The 20,016-nt window shown below is 65.3% G+C and carries 16 protein-coding genes; 7 read left to right on the forward strand and 9 right to left on the reverse strand.

From position 1 onward, the window contains the following. Window positions 1-373: 373 nt before the first annotated feature. From E8F12_RS01175 to E8F12_RS01190, 4 genes are all read left to right on the forward strand, one after another. Window positions 374-1,465 (forward strand): ABC transporter ATP-binding protein, encoded by a 1,092-nt coding sequence (locus E8F12_RS01175; protein WP_280323453.1) that lies wholly within the window; start codon window positions 374-376, stop codon window positions 1,463-1,465. A gap of 96 nt (window positions 1,466-1,561) precedes the next feature. Then, complete coding sequence (locus E8F12_RS01180; protein ID WP_280323454.1) at window positions 1,562-2,674, forward strand: ABC transporter substrate-binding protein; 1,113 nt, start codon at window positions 1,562-1,564, stop codon at window positions 2,672-2,674. A 10-nt stretch (window positions 2,675-2,684) separates the two neighbouring features. Next, complete coding sequence (locus E8F12_RS01185; RefSeq protein ID WP_280323455.1) at window positions 2,685-3,521, forward strand: ABC transporter permease; 837 nt, start codon at window positions 2,685-2,687, stop codon at window positions 3,519-3,521. Between the two features lie 6 nt (window positions 3,522-3,527). After that, window positions 3,528-4,373 (forward strand): ABC transporter permease, encoded by an 846-nt coding sequence (locus tag E8F12_RS01190; protein WP_280323456.1) that lies wholly within the window; start codon window positions 3,528-3,530, stop codon window positions 4,371-4,373. A 173-nt stretch (window positions 4,374-4,546) separates the two neighbouring features. On the opposite strand, the gene E8F12_RS01195 is transcribed toward E8F12_RS01190, so the two are convergent. After that, window positions 4,547-5,284, reverse strand: a complete 738-nt coding sequence (locus E8F12_RS01195; protein WP_280323457.1) for a class II aldolase/adducin family protein — start codon at window positions 5,282-5,284, stop codon at window positions 4,547-4,549. A gap of 131 nt (window positions 5,285-5,415) precedes the next feature. On the opposite strand from E8F12_RS01195, the gene E8F12_RS01200 reads away from it, so the two are divergent. Further along, window positions 5,416-6,306 (forward strand): LysR substrate-binding domain-containing protein, encoded by an 891-nt coding sequence (locus E8F12_RS01200; protein WP_280323458.1) that lies wholly within the window; start codon window positions 5,416-5,418, stop codon window positions 6,304-6,306. Window positions 6,307-6,348: 42 nt separating this feature from the next. Here the strand turns inward: E8F12_RS01200 and E8F12_RS01205 are convergent, their stop codons facing one another. The 4 genes from E8F12_RS01205 to E8F12_RS01220 all read right to left on the reverse strand — a co-directional run bounded on the left by E8F12_RS01205 (window position 6,349) and on the right by E8F12_RS01220 (window position 11,420). Next, a complete protein-coding gene (locus E8F12_RS01205) occupies window positions 6,349-7,377 on the reverse strand; it encodes a LacI family DNA-binding transcriptional regulator (RefSeq protein ID WP_280323459.1) in 1,029 nt (342 codons plus the stop codon). Between the two features lie 191 nt (window positions 7,378-7,568). Beyond that, entirely contained in the window at window positions 7,569-9,179 is a 1,611-nt protein-coding gene (locus E8F12_RS01210; RefSeq protein WP_280323460.1) for a 5-guanidino-2-oxopentanoate decarboxylase, read from the reverse strand. A gap of 245 nt (window positions 9,180-9,424) precedes the next feature. Beyond that, complete coding sequence (ilvA, locus tag E8F12_RS01215) at window positions 9,425-11,005, reverse strand: threonine ammonia-lyase, biosynthetic (protein WP_280323461.1); 1,581 nt, start codon at window positions 11,003-11,005, stop codon at window positions 9,425-9,427. A gap of 220 nt (window positions 11,006-11,225) precedes the next feature. Further along, entirely contained in the window at window positions 11,226-11,420 is a 195-nt protein-coding gene (locus E8F12_RS01220; RefSeq protein ID WP_280323462.1) for a hypothetical protein, read from the reverse strand. A 157-nt stretch (window positions 11,421-11,577) separates the two neighbouring features. Here E8F12_RS01220 and E8F12_RS01225 point away from each other — a divergent pair, with 157 nt between their 5' ends. Both E8F12_RS01225 and E8F12_RS01230 read left to right on the forward strand, forming a co-directional pair. Next, a complete protein-coding gene (locus E8F12_RS01225; RefSeq protein WP_280323463.1) occupies window positions 11,578-12,756 on the forward strand; it encodes an MltA domain-containing protein in 1,179 nt (392 codons plus the stop codon). Further along, window positions 12,753-13,259, forward strand: coding sequence for an N-acetyltransferase (locus E8F12_RS01230; protein WP_280323464.1), 507 nt, complete (start codon window positions 12,753-12,755; stop codon window positions 13,257-13,259). The genes E8F12_RS01225 and E8F12_RS01230 overlap by 4 nt, the downstream gene beginning before the upstream one ends. A 143-nt stretch (window positions 13,260-13,402) precedes the next feature. Here E8F12_RS01230 and E8F12_RS01235 read toward each other — a convergent pair whose 3' ends face one another. The 4 genes from E8F12_RS01235 to E8F12_RS01250 all read right to left on the reverse strand — a co-directional run. Next, window positions 13,403-14,182: a hypothetical protein gene (locus tag E8F12_RS01235; RefSeq protein WP_280323465.1), complete on the reverse strand. Its 780-nt coding sequence runs from the start codon at window positions 14,180-14,182 to the stop codon at window positions 13,403-13,405. Window positions 14,183-14,337: 155 nt separating this feature from the next. Continuing rightward, on the reverse strand, window positions 14,338-16,131 hold the full coding sequence (locus tag E8F12_RS01240; protein ID WP_280323466.1) for an alpha/beta fold hydrolase: 1,794 nt from the start codon (window positions 16,129-16,131) through the stop codon (window positions 14,338-14,340). Between the two features lie 515 nt (window positions 16,132-16,646). Beyond that, window positions 16,647-18,314 (reverse strand): fatty acid--CoA ligase, encoded by a 1,668-nt coding sequence (locus E8F12_RS01245; RefSeq protein ID WP_280323467.1) that lies wholly within the window; start codon window positions 18,312-18,314, stop codon window positions 16,647-16,649. A gap of 229 nt (window positions 18,315-18,543) precedes the next feature. Continuing rightward, window positions 18,544-20,016 (reverse strand): acyl-CoA dehydrogenase C-terminal domain-containing protein (locus E8F12_RS01250; protein ID WP_280323468.1); only part of this gene is annotated, 1,473 nt, incomplete at its 5' end.

Consider the following 20,016-nt stretch of genomic DNA (forward strand, 5'->3'; position numbering starts at 1 on the left):
GCAGGACAACCGCTGACACCTTGTCCGGCCTCCCTGTAGGTTGGGCCAAGCGCAGCGCGGCCCAACGAAGGGCCCAGACCAGCGCCGATGCGTTGGGCTTCGCGTAGCTCTGCCCAACCTACGGGTCCCAGCACCCCGTAGGCTGGGTTGAGACTGCGATACCCATCACTTTCGGCCCCGCTCTGACACCTTCGCGAGCAAGCTCGCTCCTACGCAGACTCCCCTGCGACACAACGGCCTGAATGTCCAAAAAAACTAAACATTCATGCGGAAATAATTCCATTGATGTAGCGCTGCCTTTGACAATAATGGCCGGAACGCCCAATTCGGGGACAGCGCCACCTGTCCCGGCACAACAAGGGGAGTCACCACCGTGCCCAGCAGTCAGGCTATCCAGCTCAGCGCCCAAGGGATCCGTAAGCAGTACGGACAATTCACCGCCCTGGACGGCATCGACCTGGACATTCGCCAAGGCGAGTTCCTCACCCTGCTCGGCCCTTCAGGTTCGGGGAAGACCACCCTGCTGATGATCCTCGCGGGCTTCCTCGAAGCCACCTCCGGGTCGCTCATGGAGAACGGCGTCGACATCAGCCGGCGCCCGGCGGAGAAGCGCAACTTCGGCATGGTCTTCCAGGGCTATGCGCTGTTTCCGCACATGACGGTGGCAGACAACGTGGCCTACCCGCTGCGCATTCGCGGGGTCAAGGCGGAGGAGCGGCAGCGCAGGGTCCGCCATATCCTCGACGTGGTCGGCCTCGGTGCCCACCTGAACAAGAAGCCTTCGGAACTCTCCGGCGGACAGCAGCAGCGCGTCGCCATCGCCCGCGCACTGGTATTCGAACCCGACCTGCTGCTGCTCGACGAACCCCTGTCGGCGCTGGACAAGAACCTGCGCGAGCAACTCCAGGCCGAGCTGCAACGCATCCACCGCCAGGTCGGCACCAGCTTCGTCTTCGTCACCCACGACCAGGGCGAGGCCCTGGCGCTGTCCACCCGCATTGCCATCTTCAACCAGGGCCGCCTGGCCCAGGTCGACAGCCCGGAAGACATCTACGACCGGCCCAACAGCCGCTTCGTCGCCGAGTTCCTCGGCAAGATGAACCTCTTTCCCCTGGCCGACGTTGCCCGCAACGGCAGCCACGCCAGCGGCCGCTGCGGCGATAACCATCTGCATGCCGCCGCGCCCGATGCCCTGAGCGGTGAGCCGCTGCTGCTGGCCGTCCGCCCCGAACACATGGACCTGCACACGGAAAGGCCCGAACTCAGCGGCCACAACGTGGTGCCCGCCCACCTTGCCGAAAAGGTCTACCAGGGTGCCAGCACCCACCTGGCCCTCAAGGTCGGCATGGACCTTCCCGCCATCAACCTGGCGGTCCCCGGCAATCATCCGGGTGCCCAGTTGGCCAGCGGTACGCCGGTCTGGCTGAGCTGGCCGGTGCAGAGGAGCTTCCTCCTCCAGGCCTGAGCCAGCGCTCGCCCAGCGTCTCTCCACTGCGTTTCCCGATAACAACAATCGGCAGCTGCCCCACCCTTGGAGGCCTGCCACGCGAGGACTTGCCCAATGAGCCAGGAACATCAACGCGACTGCATCGAAATCCTCATCGAGAAAGCCCGTGGCGGGCAGATCAACCGCCGCAACTTCATCCAGGCCATGGGCCTGCTGGCGGCGGTTCCGCTGGCCATGCGCAGCGGCATCAGCTGGGCGGCGGACAAGCCGCTGGTGGTGGTGAACTGGGGTGGCGACGCCCTCGACGCCTTCCGCCGCGCCTGGACCGACAGCTTCAGCCAGAGCACCGGCATCCAGGTTCGCATCGACGGCGCCGGCCCTACCGAGGGCGCCATCCGCTCGCAGCTGGCCAGCGGCAAGCCGAGCTGGGACGTGGTCGACGTGGACAGCTACAGCGCCATGACCCTGGGCCGCGACAAGATCCTCCAGCCGCTGGACTACAGCGTCATCCAGCGTAACCAGGTTGCTCCCGGCCTGGCCCATGACCACGGCATCGCCGGCTACCTGTTCAGCTACGTGATGGCCTGGGACAGCGAGCAGTTCGGCGACCAGGGCCCGTCGAACTGGGCGGATTTCTGGAACGTGGAGAAATTCCCCGGCAAGCGCACCCTCTACAAGTGGATGAACGGCATGCTGGAAGCCGCGCTGTTGGCCGATGGCGTGCCCGCCGATCAGCTGTATCCGCTGGACGTGCCGCGCGCCCTGCGCAAGATCGACGAGCTCAAGCCCCACGTACTGTCCTTCTGGAGCTCCGGCGCGGAAAGCCAGCAGCTGATGATCGAAGGCGAAGTGTCGATGGGCGCCATCTGGAGCACCCGCGCCAAGCTGCTCGCCGAAGACAGCGAAGGCCGCATCCGCTGGGGCTACGACAACGCCTTCCTGAACGCCAGCAGCTGGGCAGTGCTCTCGGACAACCCCGCCGGCAGCCAGGAAGCCATGCGCTTCATCCAGCACGCGCTGCAGCCCGAAGGTCAGCTCAAGCTCTTCGAGCTGCTCGGCAACGGCCCCTCCAACGGTTCTACCCAGAAGCTGATGACGGCGGAACAACGCGAGGCCGACTGCGCCTCCGAGGAGAACTTCAAGAAGCAGATCTTCCTCGACACCCAGTGGTATGCAGACCACTACGCCAGCACCCTGGAACAGTACCTGACCAGCCTTTCCAAGTGAGCCGCCACGCATGAGCACGACCCACTCCGCCAACCTGGAACGCAGCCTGCTGCTGATCCCCCTGCCCTTGCTGCTGGTGGTCTTCTACCTGCTGCCGTTCCTCGGCGTGGTGGGCTGGAGCTTCACCCTGCCGGAACCCGGCATCGAGCAATACCAGCGCATCGCCACCGATCCCGCGATCCACGACATGCTCTGGCGCACCCTGCGCCTGTGCCTGACGGTCAGCAGCCTGGCGCTGATCATCGGCTACCTGCTGGCCTACTGCTGGGTGTTCAGCCCGCCGTTCTGGCAACGCATGGTGGAGATCTGCATCTTCATCCCGTTCTGGATCTCGGTACTGGTGCGGGCCTTCGGCTGGCTGATCGCCCTGCGCGGCAACGGCGTCCTGAACGGCGGCCTGATGGGCCTGGGGCTGATCGACTCGCCCTTGCAGTTGACCCGCAACGAGACCGGCGTAGTCATCGGCATGCTCCACTTCATGGTGCCCTACGCCCTGTTCCCGCTGCTTTCCAGCATGCGCCAGCTCGACCAGCGCGTGCTGCTGGCCTCCCGTGGGCTGGGCGCCGGCGCATTCCGCACCTTCTGGCAGGTGCTGCTGCCGCAAACCCTGCCAGGCCTCCTGGGCGCCTTCATCATGGTCTTCGTGTTCTGCCTGGGCTTCTTCATCACCCCGGTGCTGCTGGGCGGCGGGCAGACGGTGATGATCGCCGAGTACGTCTTCCTGCAGATGTTCCAGACCAGCAACTGGGGCCTGGGCGCCGCGCTCAGCGTGGTCCTGCTGGCCCTCGTCAGCGCCCTGATCTGGCTGCTGCTGCGCATAACCCGTGTCAACCGCCTGGTGGGCTGATCGATCATGAATACACACCGCACTGGCCTTTCCACCCGACTGCTGGCCACGGTCGCGATGGCCTTCATGCTGTTCCCGCTGCTGACCGTCATTCCGGTTTCGTTCACCAGCAAGCGCTACCTGTCGATGCCAAACGGCAACTGGTCGCTGCGCCACTACGAGGCGCTGCTGGGCAATCCGGACTGGTTGGCGAGCATCCTCCAGAGCCTGGGCATCGCTTTTGCCACCAGCATCATCGCCACCGCCCTGGCGGTGAGCTTCAGCCTCGGCATCTGGTACCTGCGATCGCGCCTGGCGACCCTGCTGATCGGCCTGGTGCTGCTGCCCATGGCCATCCCGCCGGTGATCTCGGCCCTGGTGCTGTACTTCATGGAGACCAACCTTGGGCGCATCGCCCCCGGTTTCGGATACGACACCCTTCCCGGTGTGATCATCGCCCACGTGGTGATGGTGGTGCCCTACGGCGTGGTGACCATGCTGGTGGCGCTCAGCCAGATCGACCGGCGTATCGAACTGGCCTCACGCAACCTCGGCGCCAGCCTGATGCAGACCACCTTCCTGGTGGTGATGCCGAACCTCAAGCTGGGCATCGCCTCCACCGCCCTGCTCAGCTTCGCCCTGTCCTGGGAGGAAGTGGCGGTGACCCTGTTCATCACCAGCGTCGACGTCAACACCCTGCCGCGGCGCATCTGGGGCGGCCTGCGCGACAACGTCGACCCCAGCGTGGCAGCCATTTCGGTACTGCTGATCGGCCTTACCCTGCTAGTACTCTGTGCCCGCCTGCTGTTCCAGTACCTGGCGGCGCGCAAGGCCAGGGAGGCCTCGACAAGGCTGGCAACGGCGCCGGCCTGAAACGAGAAAACCCGGATTCGATCCGGGTTTTCTATTGGTGCTGAGGCTATACGCTCCTGTGGGGGCGATTTCAATCGCTGAGCGGACCGCAGGTTCGCCCTGATGCCTCCATCGGGGCAGCTGCGCTGCCCATAGCGAATGAATTCGCCCCCACAAAGAAAAGCGTCATCAGCTCAATCCCGGAACGACGAATCGATCCTGTCCAGCCTGCGCAGCTCCGCCTGCCACACCAGATCCACGCTCTCCAGGTGATAGCGATCGTTGTTCAACTGGCGCGCGGTGAATTCGCAGGCGTCGTGATCCGGGACGATCAGCGGCCGCCCGGCCTTCATGGCCTCCAGCTGGATGCGGCAGGCCTGGTCCAGGTAGTACATCAGGAAGTAGGCCTCGGCCACGCTGCGGCCGACGGTGAGCAGGCCGTGGTTGCGCAGGATCGCCGCCTTCTTGTCGCCCAGGGCGGCAACGATGCGCGCGCGGACTTCGAGGTCCAGCGGCACGCCTTCGTAGTCGTAGTAGGCCAGCCGATCGTAGAAGGTCATGTTGGTCTGGTTCAGTGGCAGCAAGCCTTCCTCCAGTGCAGCCACGGCCATGCCGGCCAGGGTATGGGTGTGCATCACGCAGACGGCGTCGTGGCGGTGCATATGGATGGCGCTGTGGATGGTGAAACCGGCGGGGTTCACCTCGGGCGAGCCCGCATCCAGCTTGTTGCCGTCGACGTCGATCGCCACCAGGTTGGAGGCGCTGACCTCTTCGGGACGCAGGCCGTACTGGTTGATCAGGAAGGCGGGCTCTTCGCCGGGCAGGCGCACCGAAACATGGGTGAAGACCTGGTCGCTCCAGCCATTGAGATCCAGCAGCCGGTAGGCGGCGGCCAGGTCGGTGCGCAGTTGTTGTTCTGTCGTTGTGTTCATCGAGTCATCCGCAGGCTTGTCAGGGAATCGGCGGGACGTGACCCGTCCCTGGCCGGCAGACTAGGGCCGCTTGTTGGCGCCCGGATATCGATTTATCTTCCCCATTTCATTCCGAAACGTAATGAACCACCATGCGCCGACACTTGCCCAGCATGATCTCCCTGATCTGCTTCGCCGCCTTCGCCCGGCACATGAGCGTCACCCGTGCCGCCGAAGAACTCAGCCTGACCCAGAGCGCCGTGAGCCGGCAGATCAAGAACCTCGAGGACTTACTAGGCCGCCCGCTGGTTGAAAAGGTCCGGCAGCGCCTGTTGCTGACCGAGGATGGCCGGCGCTATGTGGACGAGATCAGCCCGCTACTGGATCAACTGGAGGACGCCACCCAGCGTGTCGCGGGCGGTCGATCCGGCCACTTGCGGATCGGCGCGGAGCCCTCGCTGACCACCCGTTGGCTACTGCCGAAGCTCAAGGAGTACGGGCAACTGCATCCTGGCCTCGAGCTGCAGGTGATGAACGACCTTCACCGGCTTTACGAGCAATTGGACGGCTTCGACCTCGCCATCCTGTTTGGCGACGGCCACTGGCCGGGCTACGAGGCCCAGCTGCTGATGACCGGTGAAATGGTCGCGGTCTGCACCCGGGATCTGCTCCAGCGCCACGGCCCGGTGGTCGAACGACGAGACATCCTCCGCTATCCCCTGCTCCACCACAGCGCCCTCACCGCCCAGGGCAAGTCCTCCACCCAGCTCTGGCTGCTGGACGCCGGGCTTTCGCCACGAGAAATCGACGCCCTGCCCGGCCAGCGCCTGGAACATTTCCAGTTCGTCCTCGACGCGGCGCTGCATGGATTGGGCATCACGGTGCTGCCGCGGTATTTCGTTGCTCCAGAAGTGGACGCCGGCCGGCTGGTGGTTGCCAGTCGGGAACCGCTGGTGTGCGGGGATTACTACCTGGTGGTGGCGGAAGGATGCCGGGACGCCAGGGTCAGGGCGTTTGCGCAGTGGTTGCTCACGGGCGGATAACCTGTAGCGGCGAATTCATTCGCCCCTACAAGGAAGGTGCCCCTACAACCGCCGGAGCGCGGTGGACTCCCGCGCCACCAGTTCGCTGCCCACATCCACCAGCGCATCCCAGGACTGTTCGCCGCGGATGCGCTGGCAAAGGAGCTCGACCGTCGAATTGGCCACGCGCTCGGCGGGGATACGCACGGTGGTCAGCGACGGCATGGCCACCCGAGCTATGGGCAAGTCGCCGAAGCCGCAGATGCCCAGTTCGTCCGGCACCCGGATGCCCAGACGCTGGCAGGTGAAGAGCGCGCCGATGGCCGGCATATCGTTGGTGAAGAAGGCGCTGTCGCAGTCGATTTCGCCGCGGGCGATGCGCTGGATGACGTCCACGCCGTCATCGATATGGGGCACAGGAGAAGTGTTCAGACGCAGCGGATCGACGCCCAGCCCCTCGCTCACCGCCTGGCGGAAGCCAGCGAAACGCAGGTTCTCGCGATCGTCGTCGTAGCCGAAGAAGGCCGGCCGGCGATAACCGCACTCCACCAGATGGCGCCCGGCGGCGGCACCCGCGGCCCAGTTGGAGAAACCCACCACCTGCCCCACGGGCTGGCGCGGCACTTCGCCTTCGGGCAGGTCCCATAGCTCGATCAGCGGGATATCGGTGGACTGCAGCAGTTCCAGGGTTTCCGGCGCGTGGTAGCCGTAGGCGAGGATCAGGCCGTCCAGCTGGCGGCCGAGGAAGGCTCGCAGCAGCTTGGTTTCTTCTTCCTGTGAGAAGCGGGTTTCCCCGATCAACAGGTGATAACCGGCCCTGGCCAGACCCTGCTGCAGAGTCTCGATGGTGGTGGCGAGAATGGGGTTGGTGATGGTCGTGATCAGCGCGCCAATGATGCCGCTGCGGCGCGTCACCAGCTGGCTGGCAGCCAGGTTGGGCACGTAGCCCAGCTCGCGAACCGCCTGCTCGATCTTCTGCCGGGTCTGCTCCGAGACCTTGTCCGGCTTGCTCAGCGCCCGCGACACCGTCATGCCGGAAACCCCGGCCAATCGGGCTACATCCAGCAGGGTGGGTTTGCTCTTGGTCGACATCCTGGCCTCTGGCGCCTATCGGGGATGGGCATTATCCCTGTTACAGCCTCCGGGCAACACATGCGCCGCTCTTGTGGGGGCGAATTCATTCGCGAAGGGCAGCGCAGCTGCCCCCGGAAATTCGAAAGGCGAACCTGCGGTCCGCATAGCGATTGAAATCGCCCCCACAGAAAAGCGAAGGCCACGCCCTGTTACTGCAGGAACTCCGCATGCTCCCACACCTCGATCACGGTCGGGCGATCGGCCTTGGCGGCGGTCTTCAGCAGCTCGGCCAGGTGCTCCAGGCTCTCGGCCTTCTCGGCATTGCAGCCGAACGCCTTGGCCAGGCCCTGGAAGTCCGGGGTGTAGATATCGACGCCGATGGTGGGGATGTCACGGTTCTTCATGTAACGCTTGATCTCGCCGTAGCCGCTGTTGTTCCACAGCAGCACGATGATCGGCGCGCCGGCTTCCACGGCCGAGGCCAGCTCCGGCAAGGTGAACTGGATGCCACCGTCGCCAATCAGGGCGATCACCGGGCGCTGCGGCGCCGCCAGCTTGGCGCCGATGGCCGCCGGCAGGCCGTAGCCAAGGGTGCCGTAGCCGGTAGCGGAGTTGAACCAGCTACGCGGGCGGGTGGCCTCGAACAGGTGGTTGCCCGAATACACCGGCTGGGTCGAATCGCCCGCCACGATCAGGTCCGGAAGGGTCTGCTGCAGGGTCTCCAGGACCTTGCGCTGGCCGTTCCAGGCTTCCGGCCACTGGGCATCCAGTTGCTCGCGGACTGCCGCGGCGCGCTGCGAACCGGCGCTCTCGGCGCTGAACGCGGCGCCCTGCCCCAGGGCATTCGCCAGCGCCTTCATCGCCATGCCGGCATCGCTGAGGATGGCCACGTCGGCCGGGTAGTTGCGGTTCAGCTGCTCGGCGTCGATATCGATACGGATCAGTTGGCTTTCGATGCGGAAGTTGCCGTCGAACACGACGTCATAGTCCGTTTCGCCCAGCTCAGTGCCGATCGCCAGCACCACGTCCGATTCCAGCGCCATCTGGCGCACCGGCACCCAGGCCTGGTTGCAGCCCAGCGCCAGGGGGTGGTCCTTGGGCAGCACGCCCTTGGCATTGATGGTGTAGGCGGTCGGTGCGTCCAGGGCCTCCACCAGGCGCTGGGCCTCGGCGCCGGCATCGGCGCAGCCGCCGCCCAGCAGGACCAGCGGGCGCTTGGCCGCCTTGAGCATCTGTGCGGCACGCTGGATGGCATCCGCGCACGGACCCGGGCGGCTCGGCAGCGCGCCCAACTTACGACGCACATGATCGGCCGGCGCGGTTATCACGTCGATCGGGATCTCGATATGCACCGGACGCGGACGGGCGCCATTGAACACGGCGAAGGCGCGGGTCAGCACTTCCGGCAACTCGTCCGGACGCATCAGGGTGTGGCTGAAGGCGGCGACGCCGGACACCAGGTTGCGCTGGGACGGCAGCTCATGCAGGCGCCCGCCGCCCATGCCTAGCTGTTCGGTGTTGTTGACGCTGGAGATCACCAACATGGGGATGGAGTCGGCGTAGGCCTGGCCCATGGCGGTGGTGATGTTGGTCATGCCCGGGCCGGTGATGATGAAGCACACGCCCGGCTTGCCGGAGACGCGGGCATAGCCGTCGGCCATGAAGCCGGCGCCCTGCTCGTGGCGCGGAGTCACATGACGGATGCGGGTATTCGGCAGGCCGCGATACAGCTCCACCGTGTGTACACCGGGGATACCGAACACGGTATCCACGCCAAAGCCTTCCAGCAGCTCAACCAGCAGCTCTCCGCAGGTCAACATGGACAGTCCTCCAAAGGGGTAGGTCAACGAATGGAGCGAACTCTAACATCAGATTGTTAGCGTTAACATAGCGTTTGTCGGAATTGTCTGACGAGGAACCTTTATCGGGAAAACGATCCCGCCTGGGCGCTAACTTGTAGGGGCGAATTCATTGGCCAAGGGCAGCACAGCTGCCCTTTCGCTAGGCAAATGGCGAACCTGCGGTCCGCTTGGCGATTGAAATCGCCCCTACAGAACAGCATGACCTAGCCGAGGAACAGCCTGCACGCCGGGTTGTCGCTCTCGTCCCAGTACGGATAGCCGATCTCGTCCAGGGCGGCGCGCACCTGGTTCCGCTCCTCCGGCGGAACCGCCAGGCCTGCCAGTACACGGCCATCGGCCGCGCCATGATTGCGATAGTGGAACAGGGTGATGTTCCAGCGCCCGCCGAGCTTATTGAGGAAATTGAACAACGCGCCTGGGCGCTCGGGGAACTCGAAGCGCAGCAGCATCTCATCGCCGATCTGCGGCGCGTGGCCGCCCACCATGTGGCGCAGGTGCAGCTTCGCCAGTTCGTTGTCGGTCAGGTCCAGCACCGGGAAGCCCTGGGCCTGCAGGTTCTCCACCAGCGCCGCACGCGGATCGGTCAACGGATGGGTCTGCACGCCGACGAAGATGTGTGCCTCGCTGTCCGAGTTGTAGCGGTAGTTGAACTCGGTGATCTGGCGCCGGCCCAGCGCCTCGCAGAAGGCCTTGAAGCTGCCCGGCCGCTCCGCGAGGGTCACGGCGATGATGGCTTCGCGTTTCTCGCCCAACTCGGCGCGCTCGGCCACGTGGCGCAGGCGGTCGAAGTTGATGTTGGCGCCGGAGTCGATGGCCACCAGGGTCTGGCCGCTGGCACCTTCGCGCTCCACGTACTTCTTGATCCCGGCGACGGCCAGGGCGCCGGCCGGCTCGGTGATGGAGCGAGTGTCGTCGTAGATGTCCTTGATCGCGGCGCAGATTTCATCGGCGCTCACAGTCAGCACTTCATCGACGAAATGCCGGCAGACCTCGAAGTTGTGCGCGCCGATCTGCGCCACTGCCACGCCGTCGGCGAACAGCCCGACCTGGTTCAGCACCACGCGCTCGCCGGCGGCAAGTGCGGCTTGCAGGCAATTGGAGTCCTCCGGCTCGACGCCGATCACCTTCACCTCGGGACGCAGGTACTTCACATAGGCGGCGATGCCGGCGATCAGGCTGCCGCCGCCCACCGGCACGAAGATGGCGTCCAGCCTTCCCGCGTGCTGGCGGAGGATTTCCATGGCCACGGTGCCCTGGCCGGCGATCACGTCCGGGTCGTCGTAGGGCGGGACGAAGGTCAGGCCCCTCTCCTCCGCCAGCTGCAGGGCATGGTCCAGGGCATCGGGGAAGGCGTCGCCGTGCAGCACCACCTTGCCGCCTCGGGAGCGCACGCCCTGCACCTTCAGCTCGGGGGTGGTGCGCGGCATCACGATGGTCGCCCGCACACCCAGCTCCCGCGCCGCCAGCGCCAGGCCCTGGGCATGGTTGCCGGCCGAGGCGGCGATCACGCCACGGGCGCGCTCTTCCTCGCTCAGTTGCACAACACGGTTGTAGGCGCCGCGAATCTTGAAGGAGTAGACCGGCTGCAGGTCCTCGCGTTTGAGCAGTACCTGGTTGCCCAGGCGCTCGCTGAGCTGGCGCGCCGGCTGCAAGGGCGTTTCGATGGCCACGTCGTACACGGGCGCCGCGAGGATCTTGCGCACGTAATGCTTGAGCAAGCCCTCGCGGGATTCCAGCGGGCGCTCGGTCAATGGGTCTGCGGGGCAGGTGCTGAGGGTGTTCATGTGTGACTCCTGGTTTCGATTTTTTCGCCCAGGAGACAGAAGGAAGAAACCCGCCTCGAGGGCGGGTTTCTGTTTGGTCGTCGGCTAACCCGCCACTGCTGGAATGGCGGTAATAATCGCGGGGCCGGACAACCAAGGGGATTTAGACATGGCGGGCAATCTAGATGGCCGGCGCACCCCAGGTCAAGCAGCAATTTCTGCCCATCGAGCGCAATCCCTTTCAGCCCACATGGTCGCGAACCACACGCAGCTCGGCCGCGTCCTGGTTCATGCGCTGGATCACATGGAACAGCTGCTCCTTCAGCGCGGCGTCGCCTATACGGTCGGCGGCGCGCATCACGGCGATGGCGGCGGCTTCATTGTTCATGGCCACAGCATCCAGGGTCTTGCGAAAGTTTCTGAGGTTACGAGTCACACCGATGGTCTCTGGAAAGGCTGCGAGCACCCTATTAGATGAATATTTCCTTTTGGTTTCAGTGCCTTGGATCAATGGAAGCGACTGTTGAATTTGACCTTGCCGCGGCTATTCCCCAAGCTAGCCCGCCTCGAATCCCCACCAGGAACACCAAGACGTGATTGCCCCCCTGTTCCGCCGAGGCCGGCTGGCGCTGTGCGTCGCCGCCCTGCTCTCCCTGGTCGCCGGTTGCGACAAGGAGCCCACCAAGCTCGAGCCGGTCAAGGTCGACACCTACACCAAGGCCAACTGGGAAGAACTGCCCGTCACCAGCGACGCCGACCTGCTGGCCGGCTTCACTGCCTGGCGCTCGGCCTGCGCACGGCTAGCCAAGGACCCGGTCTGGGCCGTCACCTGCACCAGCGCCAGCCAGGTGACCGAAGACGCCGCCGCCATACGCGCCTATCTCAAGGCCCAGCTGGAGGTCTATAGCCTGCGCTCCGCGCGCAACAGCCCCCAGGGCCTGATCACCGGCTACTACGAACCGGTCTACCCCGGCAGCCTGGAACGCAGCGAGCAGACCCAGGTGCCGGTCTATGGCATCCCGGAGGACATGGTGGTGGTAGCGCTCGACAGCCTCTACCCCGAGCTGAAGGGCAAGCGCCTGCGCGGCCGCCTGGAGGGCCGATTCCTCAAGCCGTACGACGACGCCGCCACCATTCGCGAACAGGGCGCCAAAGCGCCGGTGCTGGCCTGGCTGCGCGACCCGATGGACCTGCAGTTCCTGCAGATTCAGGGCTCCGGCCGCATCCAGCTGGAAAGCGGCCGGCAGCTGCGCATCGGCTATGCCGACCAGAACGGCCATCCCTATCGCCCCGTGGGCCGCTGGCTGGTTGAGCAAGGCCAGCTGAAACAGGAAGAGGTCAACATGGGCAGCATCCGCGGCTGGGCCGAGGCCAACCCGCAACGGGTGCCGGAACTGCTGGCGAGCAACCCGAGCTTCGTCTTCTTCGGCCTCAACCCGGACAGCAGCGAAGGCCCCCGCGGCTCCCTCAACGTGCCCCTGACCGCCGGCTACAGCGTCGCGATCGACCGCAAGGTGATCCCGCTCGGCAGCCTGCTCTGGCTCTCCACCAGCCGCCCCGACGGCAGCCCGGTGATCCGCCCGGTGGCAGCCCAGGACACCGGCGGCGCCATTGCCGGCGAAGTCCGCGCCGACCTGTTCTGGGGTACCGGTGCCGAGGCTGGCGAGCTGGCCGGCAACATGAAGCAGCAAGGGCAGATCTGGCTGCTCTGGCCCAAGGGCGTGGCCCTGCCCAACTCGGCCCCGGCCCCGGCACCAGGCGCAAAACCATGACCCTGTCGATTCGCCCTGAGACTTCCGCCGATATCCCGGCCATCGAGCGCCTGACCGCGGACGCCTTCCTGCATGCCCCCCATCGCAGCGGCACCGAGCAGTTCATCGTCGACGCACTGCGCCGGACCGGGCAGCTGACCCTCTCCCTGGTGGCCCTGGAGGATGGCGAGCTGGTCGGACATGTGGCGCTGTCGCCGGTGCACATCTCCTCCGGCGCCACCGGCTGGTACGGCCTCGGCCCCATCTCGGTGATGCCCGCGCGCCAGGGCGCGGGCATCGGCTCGCGCCTGATGGTGGCGGCACTGGCCGGGCTGCGCGACCTGGGCGCGGAAGGCTGCGTGCTGCTGGGCGATCCCGGCTACTACAGCCGCTTCGGCTTTGTCGTCCATCCCGGGCTGGTGCTTCCCGGCGTGCCTGCCGAATACTTCCAGGCGCTCTCCCTCGGCGGCAACTGGGCCGAGGGCGAGGTGAGCTATCACGCGGCATTCGACGCTACCGCCTGACGGTTGACGAGGCCACTTCCGACGACATGCAGATGAGGTATCAAGAGGCGGCAGCTCGCAGGAAGTCGCAAACTTATCCGCGAAGGCTGCATCCCCCACGAGAAATCCAGCATCGCCGCGCGGCAGGCGACTGCAATCCGGTGTCATTCCGGCGGTCGGAGCGACCCCTGCCCTGCATCTGTGGCGAGTGTCGTGATCGCCAGCTCATCGAGGTCGGCCACCGCGCGACTGAGGTAGAACTCAACGCCGCCATGCGCTCGCCCCTTGTCCTGCAGCAGCTGGGCACGCACGAACTGGTAGTTGCCCCTGATCCTGGCCAGTGCCTCGGCCTGCTCGGTGCGCTCGGCCTGCAGCGTCTCGAAACGCTGGTCGATGTCCCGGTCAAGCTCCTGCACCTGTTCCCGCGTCAAGGCGAACTCTTGCTTGTCGGACAGCGGGTAGAAGCGCAGCTGGTAGTCCATCAGCAGGCTTGCAAGGGCCTGGCTTTGGGCATTGAACCGCTGCTCCGGGGTAGCCGGGGACCCACTCTGCGGGGCGCTGGCCTGGATGTCGACCACGGCCCGATGCAATTGCCGCTGATGCAACAGCAGCTGCCGGAGCAGGTCCGGGTAGTGCTGGCGCTGGCTGACGGGCACACCCTCCAGTTGCGCGAATGTGCGCTTCATCGCTTGCAGGGGCTGTACCAGCGAGGTCGGTTGCCCGAGTTGCAGTACATGGGTCTCCAGCACACCGAGATGGTGGAATACCACCGTCAGGCTTCGGGGGTCGGGCGCGCGATCTTCCGGGTTGAAATACAGCATGCTACTGGCGCACAACAGCTGGCTTCGACTAGCCAGCTCGCTCAACTGCTGGTCGCTTCGTCCATCGCCCCAGGTCATCGCAGAAAGCAGGTACAGCAGGCACAACATCACAGTCGATCGCATTGTCCCTAACCTCGTTTCTTGTTGTTATTTCGGTTCCTACATTTAATGGGCCCGGCCCTGCCTTCGTGCGCCGATATCGTTCAGGGCCGAGGAGCGTGCTGCAACGGCCGGCGCACCCGCGGAAGCGAATGCCCGGCCGATGGATGTCTTCGGTGTCAATGCTCCAGTACGTAGCTGCCGGGAGCGGCGCCCAAGGGCGGGTACTTGCGCGAGCCGGGCTTCTTCGGTGCCGGCAGGCTCTCCCCCGAACGTTGCTGGATCCACTCGCGCCAATGCGGCCACCAACTGCCTACCTGGCGTTCCCCCGCGCCCTGCAGCCAGGCCTCTGGCTCACTGGCGGCCGCCGGGGCCGCATAGAAATAGGATTTGGGGTTGCCCGGCGGATTGACCAGGCTCTGCAGGTGGCCGGCGTTGGACAGCACGAAGGTGGTGTCCTCGCCGAACAGGCGCGCCGTGCCATAGCAACCCTGCCAGGGCGTGATGTGGTCAGTGGTGCCCCCGATCACATAGGCGCCGACCTTGACCTTGGTCATATCGATCGACTCGCCGGCGATTTCCATGACCCCGGGGTTGCTGTAGGGATTCAGCTGAACCAGGTCGAGGTAGTCGGCGTGCAATTGTGCCGGCAGCCGCGTGGTGTCGTTGTTCCAGGCCAGGATATCGAAGGCCGGCGGCTTGTTTCCGAGCAGGTAATTGTTGACCCAGTAGTTCCAGATCAGGTCGTTGGGCCGCATCCAGGCGAACATGCGCGCCATGTCCTGGCCGCTCAACACGCCCTTGCGCCGCGAGCTCGCCTTGGCCGCGCGCAAGGCTGACGGGGTGGTGAAGAGTCCGAGCGTGGAGTCGTCGAGTGCCGCCGGCATGTCGAGCACGCAAACGGCCCAACTGGTGTTGGCCACCTTGTGGCCTTCGCCACGAGCCGCCAGCCAGCCCAGGTAGGCAGCAAGGGTGATGCCACCCGAGCAGGAACCCCACATGTTCACATCCGGGCTGCCGGTGATCTTGCACGCCACTTCGACCGCCTGGTCGAGGCACAGCGCGTAATCGGACAGTCCCCAATCCCGGTGCTCGCTCGTCGGATTGCGCCAGCTGATGACGAACAATTGCACGCCGCTGTCCTGCACCCACTTGATCAGGCTCTTCTCCGGCGACAGGTCGATGGCGTAGTACTTGTTGATCTGTGGCGGTGACATCACCAGCGGCCTGGCGTGGACCTTCTCCGTGGTCGGCGCGAACTGCAACAGCTCGAACATCTCGTTGCGGAACACCACTTCGCCCTTGGCCGTAGCGACGTTCTCCCCCACCTTGAACGGAGTGCTGTCGACCTGCGCCGGCAGCCCCCGGTTGTTCAGCAAATCGTAGGTGAACTGTCGAACGCCCCGGACCAGGTTCATGCCGCCGGTGTCCACCAGCTTGCGCAGCGCCACCGGGTTGGTCAGCAGCAAGTTGCTCGGCGCCACTGCATCGGCGAGCAGGGACGCGACGAACTGGGCCCGGGCCTTCTCCAGCGGGGCGAGATCAGAGGTCTCGATGAAGCGATTGAGTTCGCTCTGGCCAGCCAGGTAGCTTTGCAGGAGGGTGCGCAACAGGTAATTGGATTGCCAGGCAGGATCGACGAAACGCTTGTCCCTGGGGTTCGGGGCGACGCTGGAAGTGCCACCGACTATGCCGCGCAGCTCTTTCAGGTAACCGCCGAAGTGCTGCCCAGCCTTGAGCGGCGCCTTGCCCAGGGCCTTGAACAGGTGGCCGGCGGAGGCGGCCAGGTCCGCTGGGCGCACACTGACCAGTGGGTTGCCTGCCAGCGTGTGATTCACGGCGGCGCCCGCCAGCTCTTGTTCCTGGGCATTGCCCGCGAGTTCGAGGTCTTTGCCTGTGCGACGGCTTCTGCCGGCGGATGGACGACGCTTGGCGGGCGTTGGAGTCTGGGTTGCGCGAGGGGTCTTGCTCATTGCGGCTCTCGGGGTTCAGGGCATTTGTCCAGGGGGCCGCGCAGTTGAAGCGTCCCCTCGTCCTCGTAAGCCATCAATGGCATCGAGGTCACGCGTCCGCCTGGCTGACTTGCGTCTGCAGGTTGTTCCGGGTCGATCGCCATGGTCGACCAGGGACGGGCAGGTCGTGGCTGCCCGCCCCTGATCCGGACCCTGTACCCCCGGCGCGGTCGGCGACCTGCCCCGGGCGGACACAGCATCCGGCCCCCGACCTGATCAGCGGGGGCTGACTCTTGCAACTTCCAGGCGATGGCATCCATTTGCGTTGAATGGAATCGACTGTAAGCGGCTGGCGAACCGGACACTTCTCATCAGGCGACAGCCGTCATTCATTTCGTGACACCGGATGCGCCCGCCCATCCAGCCGCAGCCGCGCGACACCCGGACGGGCGACGGCCACCCCGAACAGACCTGGCTCGCCCCCGGCCTGGCGACCAGGAAACGACACCAGGCTCTTTTCCCCTTGTCGAAACCGACTATCCCGGCCGGTGCTGCGCGACTTTGGCCAACTCGAGTTCGCGTATGCGCTTCTTGTCGATCTTGCCGACACTGGTCTTGGGTATCTCGGCAACGAAGCTGATCTGCTTGGGTATCGCCCACTTGTTGATGTGCCCGCTGTCGACGAACTGCTGCAGGTGAGCTTCCATGGCCTTCCGATCGAGGCTGCTCCCGGGTGCGCAGACCACCATGGCCATGGGCCGTTCGCCCCATTGCTCGTCGGGAATCCCCACCACCGCTACCGAGACGACCGCCGGGTGCTCGCTGATCAGGCTCTCCAGTTCCAGGGAGCTGATCCACTCGCCCCCGGTCTTGATCACGTCCTTGATCCGGTCCTTGATTTCCACCCCGCCACGGGCATCGATCGAGGCGATGTCGCCGGTGTGCAACCAGCCGCCGTCCCAAAGCTCGGCGCCCTTTTCGGGCTCGTTCAGATAGCCTTGCGTCAGCCAGGGCGCACGCACCACGACCTCGCCCTGGGACACGCCATCGTGCGGCACGTCATTGCCGCTGGCATCGACGATTCGCAGGTCGACCATCGGCACCGGAACGCCCGCCCTGACTCGCACGGCCAGCTGGGTATCCATCGGCTGCTCCAGCTCTTCGGCTCGCAGGTAGGTGACACAGAGCAACGGACAGGTCTCGGACATCCCATACCCGCTATGCACGCGAATGCCTTTTTCCGCTGCCTGCCCCGCTATGCCCAGCGTCAAGGCACTACCGCCGAGGAGCATTTTCCAGCCATCGAAGCTGGTCCGCTCCGCTTCGGTGCAACCCAGGATCATCTGCAGGATGGTGGGCACGCAGTGGGAGAAGGTCACCTTCTCTTCCCGGTAGAGCCTGACCAGGCTATTGGGCTCGTATCGCCCGGGATAGACCTGTTTGATCCCCATCAGGGTCGCGACATAGGGCACGCCCCAGGCATGCACATGGAACATCGGCGTGATCGGCATGTAGACATCGTCGGAGCGCAACAAGGGCACGCCCTGGTACGCCCCAAGGGCGCCGACGGTGTTCAAGGTATGCAGCACCAACTGGCGGTGCGTGAAGTAGACGCCTTTCGGGTTTCCGGTGGTGCCAGTCGTGTAGAAGACGGTTGCCACCGACCTTTCGTCGAAATCGGGGAAGGCGTACTGACTCGCAGCCTCCGATAGCAGCTGCTCGTACTCGCCCAGCACCGGCAGCCCGGTAGCGCTCGCCCCCTTGTCACTGAGCTGGATGTAGCCCTTGACGGTCTTCAGCTCGTCATGGATCTGCTCGACCAGGGGCAGGAAATCGTCGTGCACCAGTACCAGGCCATCTTCGGCGTGGTTCATGGTGTAAAGCACCTGCTCGGGAGAAAGTCGGATGTTCACCGTGTGCAGCACCGCACCGATCATGGGGACGGCGAAGAAGCATTCCAGGTAGCGATGACTGTCCCAATCCAGCAGCGCCACAACATCCCCGGCCTTGACTCCCGCCGCCGTCAGGGCATTGGCGAGCCTCTGGATCCGCTCGTTGAGCGTCCGGTAGTTGTAGCGCAGCTTGTCGGCGTAAACGATCTCCTGTTCAGGCTCATATCGCACGCCCGACAGCAGCAGGCTCTTGATCAGCAGTGGGTAGTCATAGGCGTCTTGCGCCGCCGGAATTATTTTTGTTTTCAGCATGGTTGTATTTCCTGATCCCGTTATTCACGGGTGTTGGCTGGCGCCTTCGACAAGCCTGCGCATCCAAGGCGCCGCGTGGGCCCGAGGCTGCGAGTTGCGCGATGCTTCCGCCACGGCTTGCCCGCCGCTCATGAGCCGGCGAGCCGTGGCCAGGGCCAGCGACTTGCGTGGGTGGTAGAGGGTTTGCCCAGGCCACAGCTGAACCTGGGCGAAATGAGCCGTTCGGCGATCAGAACTGCGCGGCGTCCAGCAGGTAGAGCGACTCGCTGCCGGCCTTGACCGAGGCGGTCAGGGAGTGGATGCGCGGCAGCAGGCGGGCGAAGTAGAAGCGCGCCGTGCCGAGCTTGCTGGCGTAGAACTCGTCCTGGACTTCCTTGCCCAGGGCCGCGCGGGCCATCAGCGCCCACATGTAGGCATAGGCGGTGTAGCCGAACACGTGGAGGTATTCCACCGAGGCGGCGCCGATCTCGTTGGGGTTGGTCTTGGCGCGGTCCAGGACCCAGGCGGTCAGCTCGTCGAGATTGGCGATGGCGGCCTTCAGCGGCTCGACGAATTCGCTCAGCTCGGCGGAGGCGCCACTGGCGAAGGCTTTGATCTCGTCGGCGAAGTGCTGGTAGAACGCGCCGCCGCTGCCCACCACCTTGCGGCCCATCAGGTCGAGGGCCTGGATGCCGTTGGTGCCTTCGTAGATCTGGGTGATGCGCACGTCGCGCACCAGTTGCTCCTGGCCCCACTCACGGATGAAGCCGTGGCCGCCGAAGACCTGCTGGCCGTGGACGGTGGTTTCCAGGCCGAGGTCGGTGAGGAAGGCCTTGGCCACCGGGGTCAGCAGGGCGACCATTTCCTCGGCGCGCTTGCGCACCGCGGCGTCCTCGCTGAACTTGGCGGTGTCCAGCTGCATGGCGACGTAGCTGGAGAAGGCGCGGCCGCCCTCGTTGGCGGCTTTCATGGTCAGCAGCATGCGGCGTACATCGGGGTGCACGATGATCGGGTCGGCGGCCTTGTCCTTGGCGACCGGGCCGGTCGGCGCCCGGCTCTGGATGCGCTCGCGGGCGTATTCCACGGCGCTCTGGTAGGAGCGCTCGCCGGAGGCCAGGCCCTGGATGCCGACGCCCAGGCGCTCGTAGTTCATCATGGTGAACATGGCGGCCAGGCCCTTGTTCGGCGCATCGACGATGTAGCCGGTGGCGCCGTCGAAGTTCATCACGCAGGTGGCCGAGGCCTTGATGCCCATCTTGTGCTCGATGGAGCCGCAGGACACCGCGTTCTGCTCGCCCAGCGAGCCGTCGGCGTTGACCATCACCTTGGGCACCAGGAACAGCGAGATGCCCTTCGGACCGGCCGGGGCGTCCGGCAGCTTGGCCAGCACCAGGTGGATGATGTTCTCGGTCAGGTCGTGCTCGCCGCCGGTGATGAAGATCTTGGTGCCGCTGATCTTGTAGCTGCCGTCGGCCTGGGGTTCGGCCTTGGTGCGGATGATGCCGAGGTCGGTGCCGGCATGGGGTTCGGTCAGGCACATGGACCCGGCCCAGACACCCGCGTACATGTTCGGCAGGTACTTTTCCTTCAGCTCGTCGCTGGCATGGGCGTTGAGCGACAGGCAGGCGCCGGCGGTCAGCATCGGGTAGAGGCCGAAGGACAGGTTGGCCGCGTTGACCATCTCTTCCACCTGCGCGGAGATCACCTTGGGCATGCCCATGCC

This window comes from Pseudomonas sp. BN102 (assembly GCF_029871245.1).
GTDB lineage: Bacteria > Pseudomonadota > Gammaproteobacteria > Pseudomonadales > Pseudomonadaceae > Metapseudomonas.

Coding starts and splice junctions, on each gene's coding strand:
- E8F12_RS01180 (WP_280323454.1), top strand. CDS start 1,562: ATGAGCCAGGAACATCAACGCGACTGCATCGAAATCCTCATCGAGAAA.
- E8F12_RS01185 (WP_280323455.1), top strand. CDS start 2,685: ATGAGCACGACCCACTCCGCCAACCTGGAACGCAGCCTGCTGCTGATC.
- E8F12_RS01190 (WP_280323456.1), top strand. CDS start 3,528: ATGAATACACACCGCACTGGCCTTTCCACCCGACTGCTGGCCACGGTC.
- E8F12_RS01195 (WP_280323457.1), bottom strand. CDS start 5,284: ATGAACACAACGACAGAACAACAACTGCGCACCGACCTGGCCGCCGCC.
- E8F12_RS01200 (WP_280323458.1), top strand. CDS start 5,416: ATGCGCCGACACTTGCCCAGCATGATCTCCCTGATCTGCTTCGCCGCC.
- E8F12_RS01205 (WP_280323459.1), bottom strand. CDS start 7,377: ATGTCGACCAAGAGCAAACCCACCCTGCTGGATGTAGCCCGATTGGCC.
- E8F12_RS01210 (WP_280323460.1), bottom strand. CDS start 9,179: ATGTTGACCTGCGGAGAGCTGCTGGTTGAGCTGCTGGAAGGCTTTGGC.
- ilvA (WP_280323461.1), bottom strand. CDS start 11,005: ATGAACACCCTCAGCACCTGCCCCGCAGACCCATTGACCGAGCGCCCG.
- E8F12_RS01230 (WP_280323464.1), top strand. CDS start 12,753: ATGACCCTGTCGATTCGCCCTGAGACTTCCGCCGATATCCCGGCCATC.
- E8F12_RS01235 (WP_280323465.1), bottom strand. CDS start 14,182: ATGCGATCGACTGTGATGTTGTGCCTGCTGTACCTGCTTTCTGCGATG.
- E8F12_RS01240 (WP_280323466.1), bottom strand. CDS start 16,131: ATGAGCAAGACCCCTCGCGCAACCCAGACTCCAACGCCCGCCAAGCGT.
- E8F12_RS01245 (WP_280323467.1), bottom strand. CDS start 18,314: ATGCTGAAAACAAAAATAATTCCGGCGGCGCAAGACGCCTATGACTAC.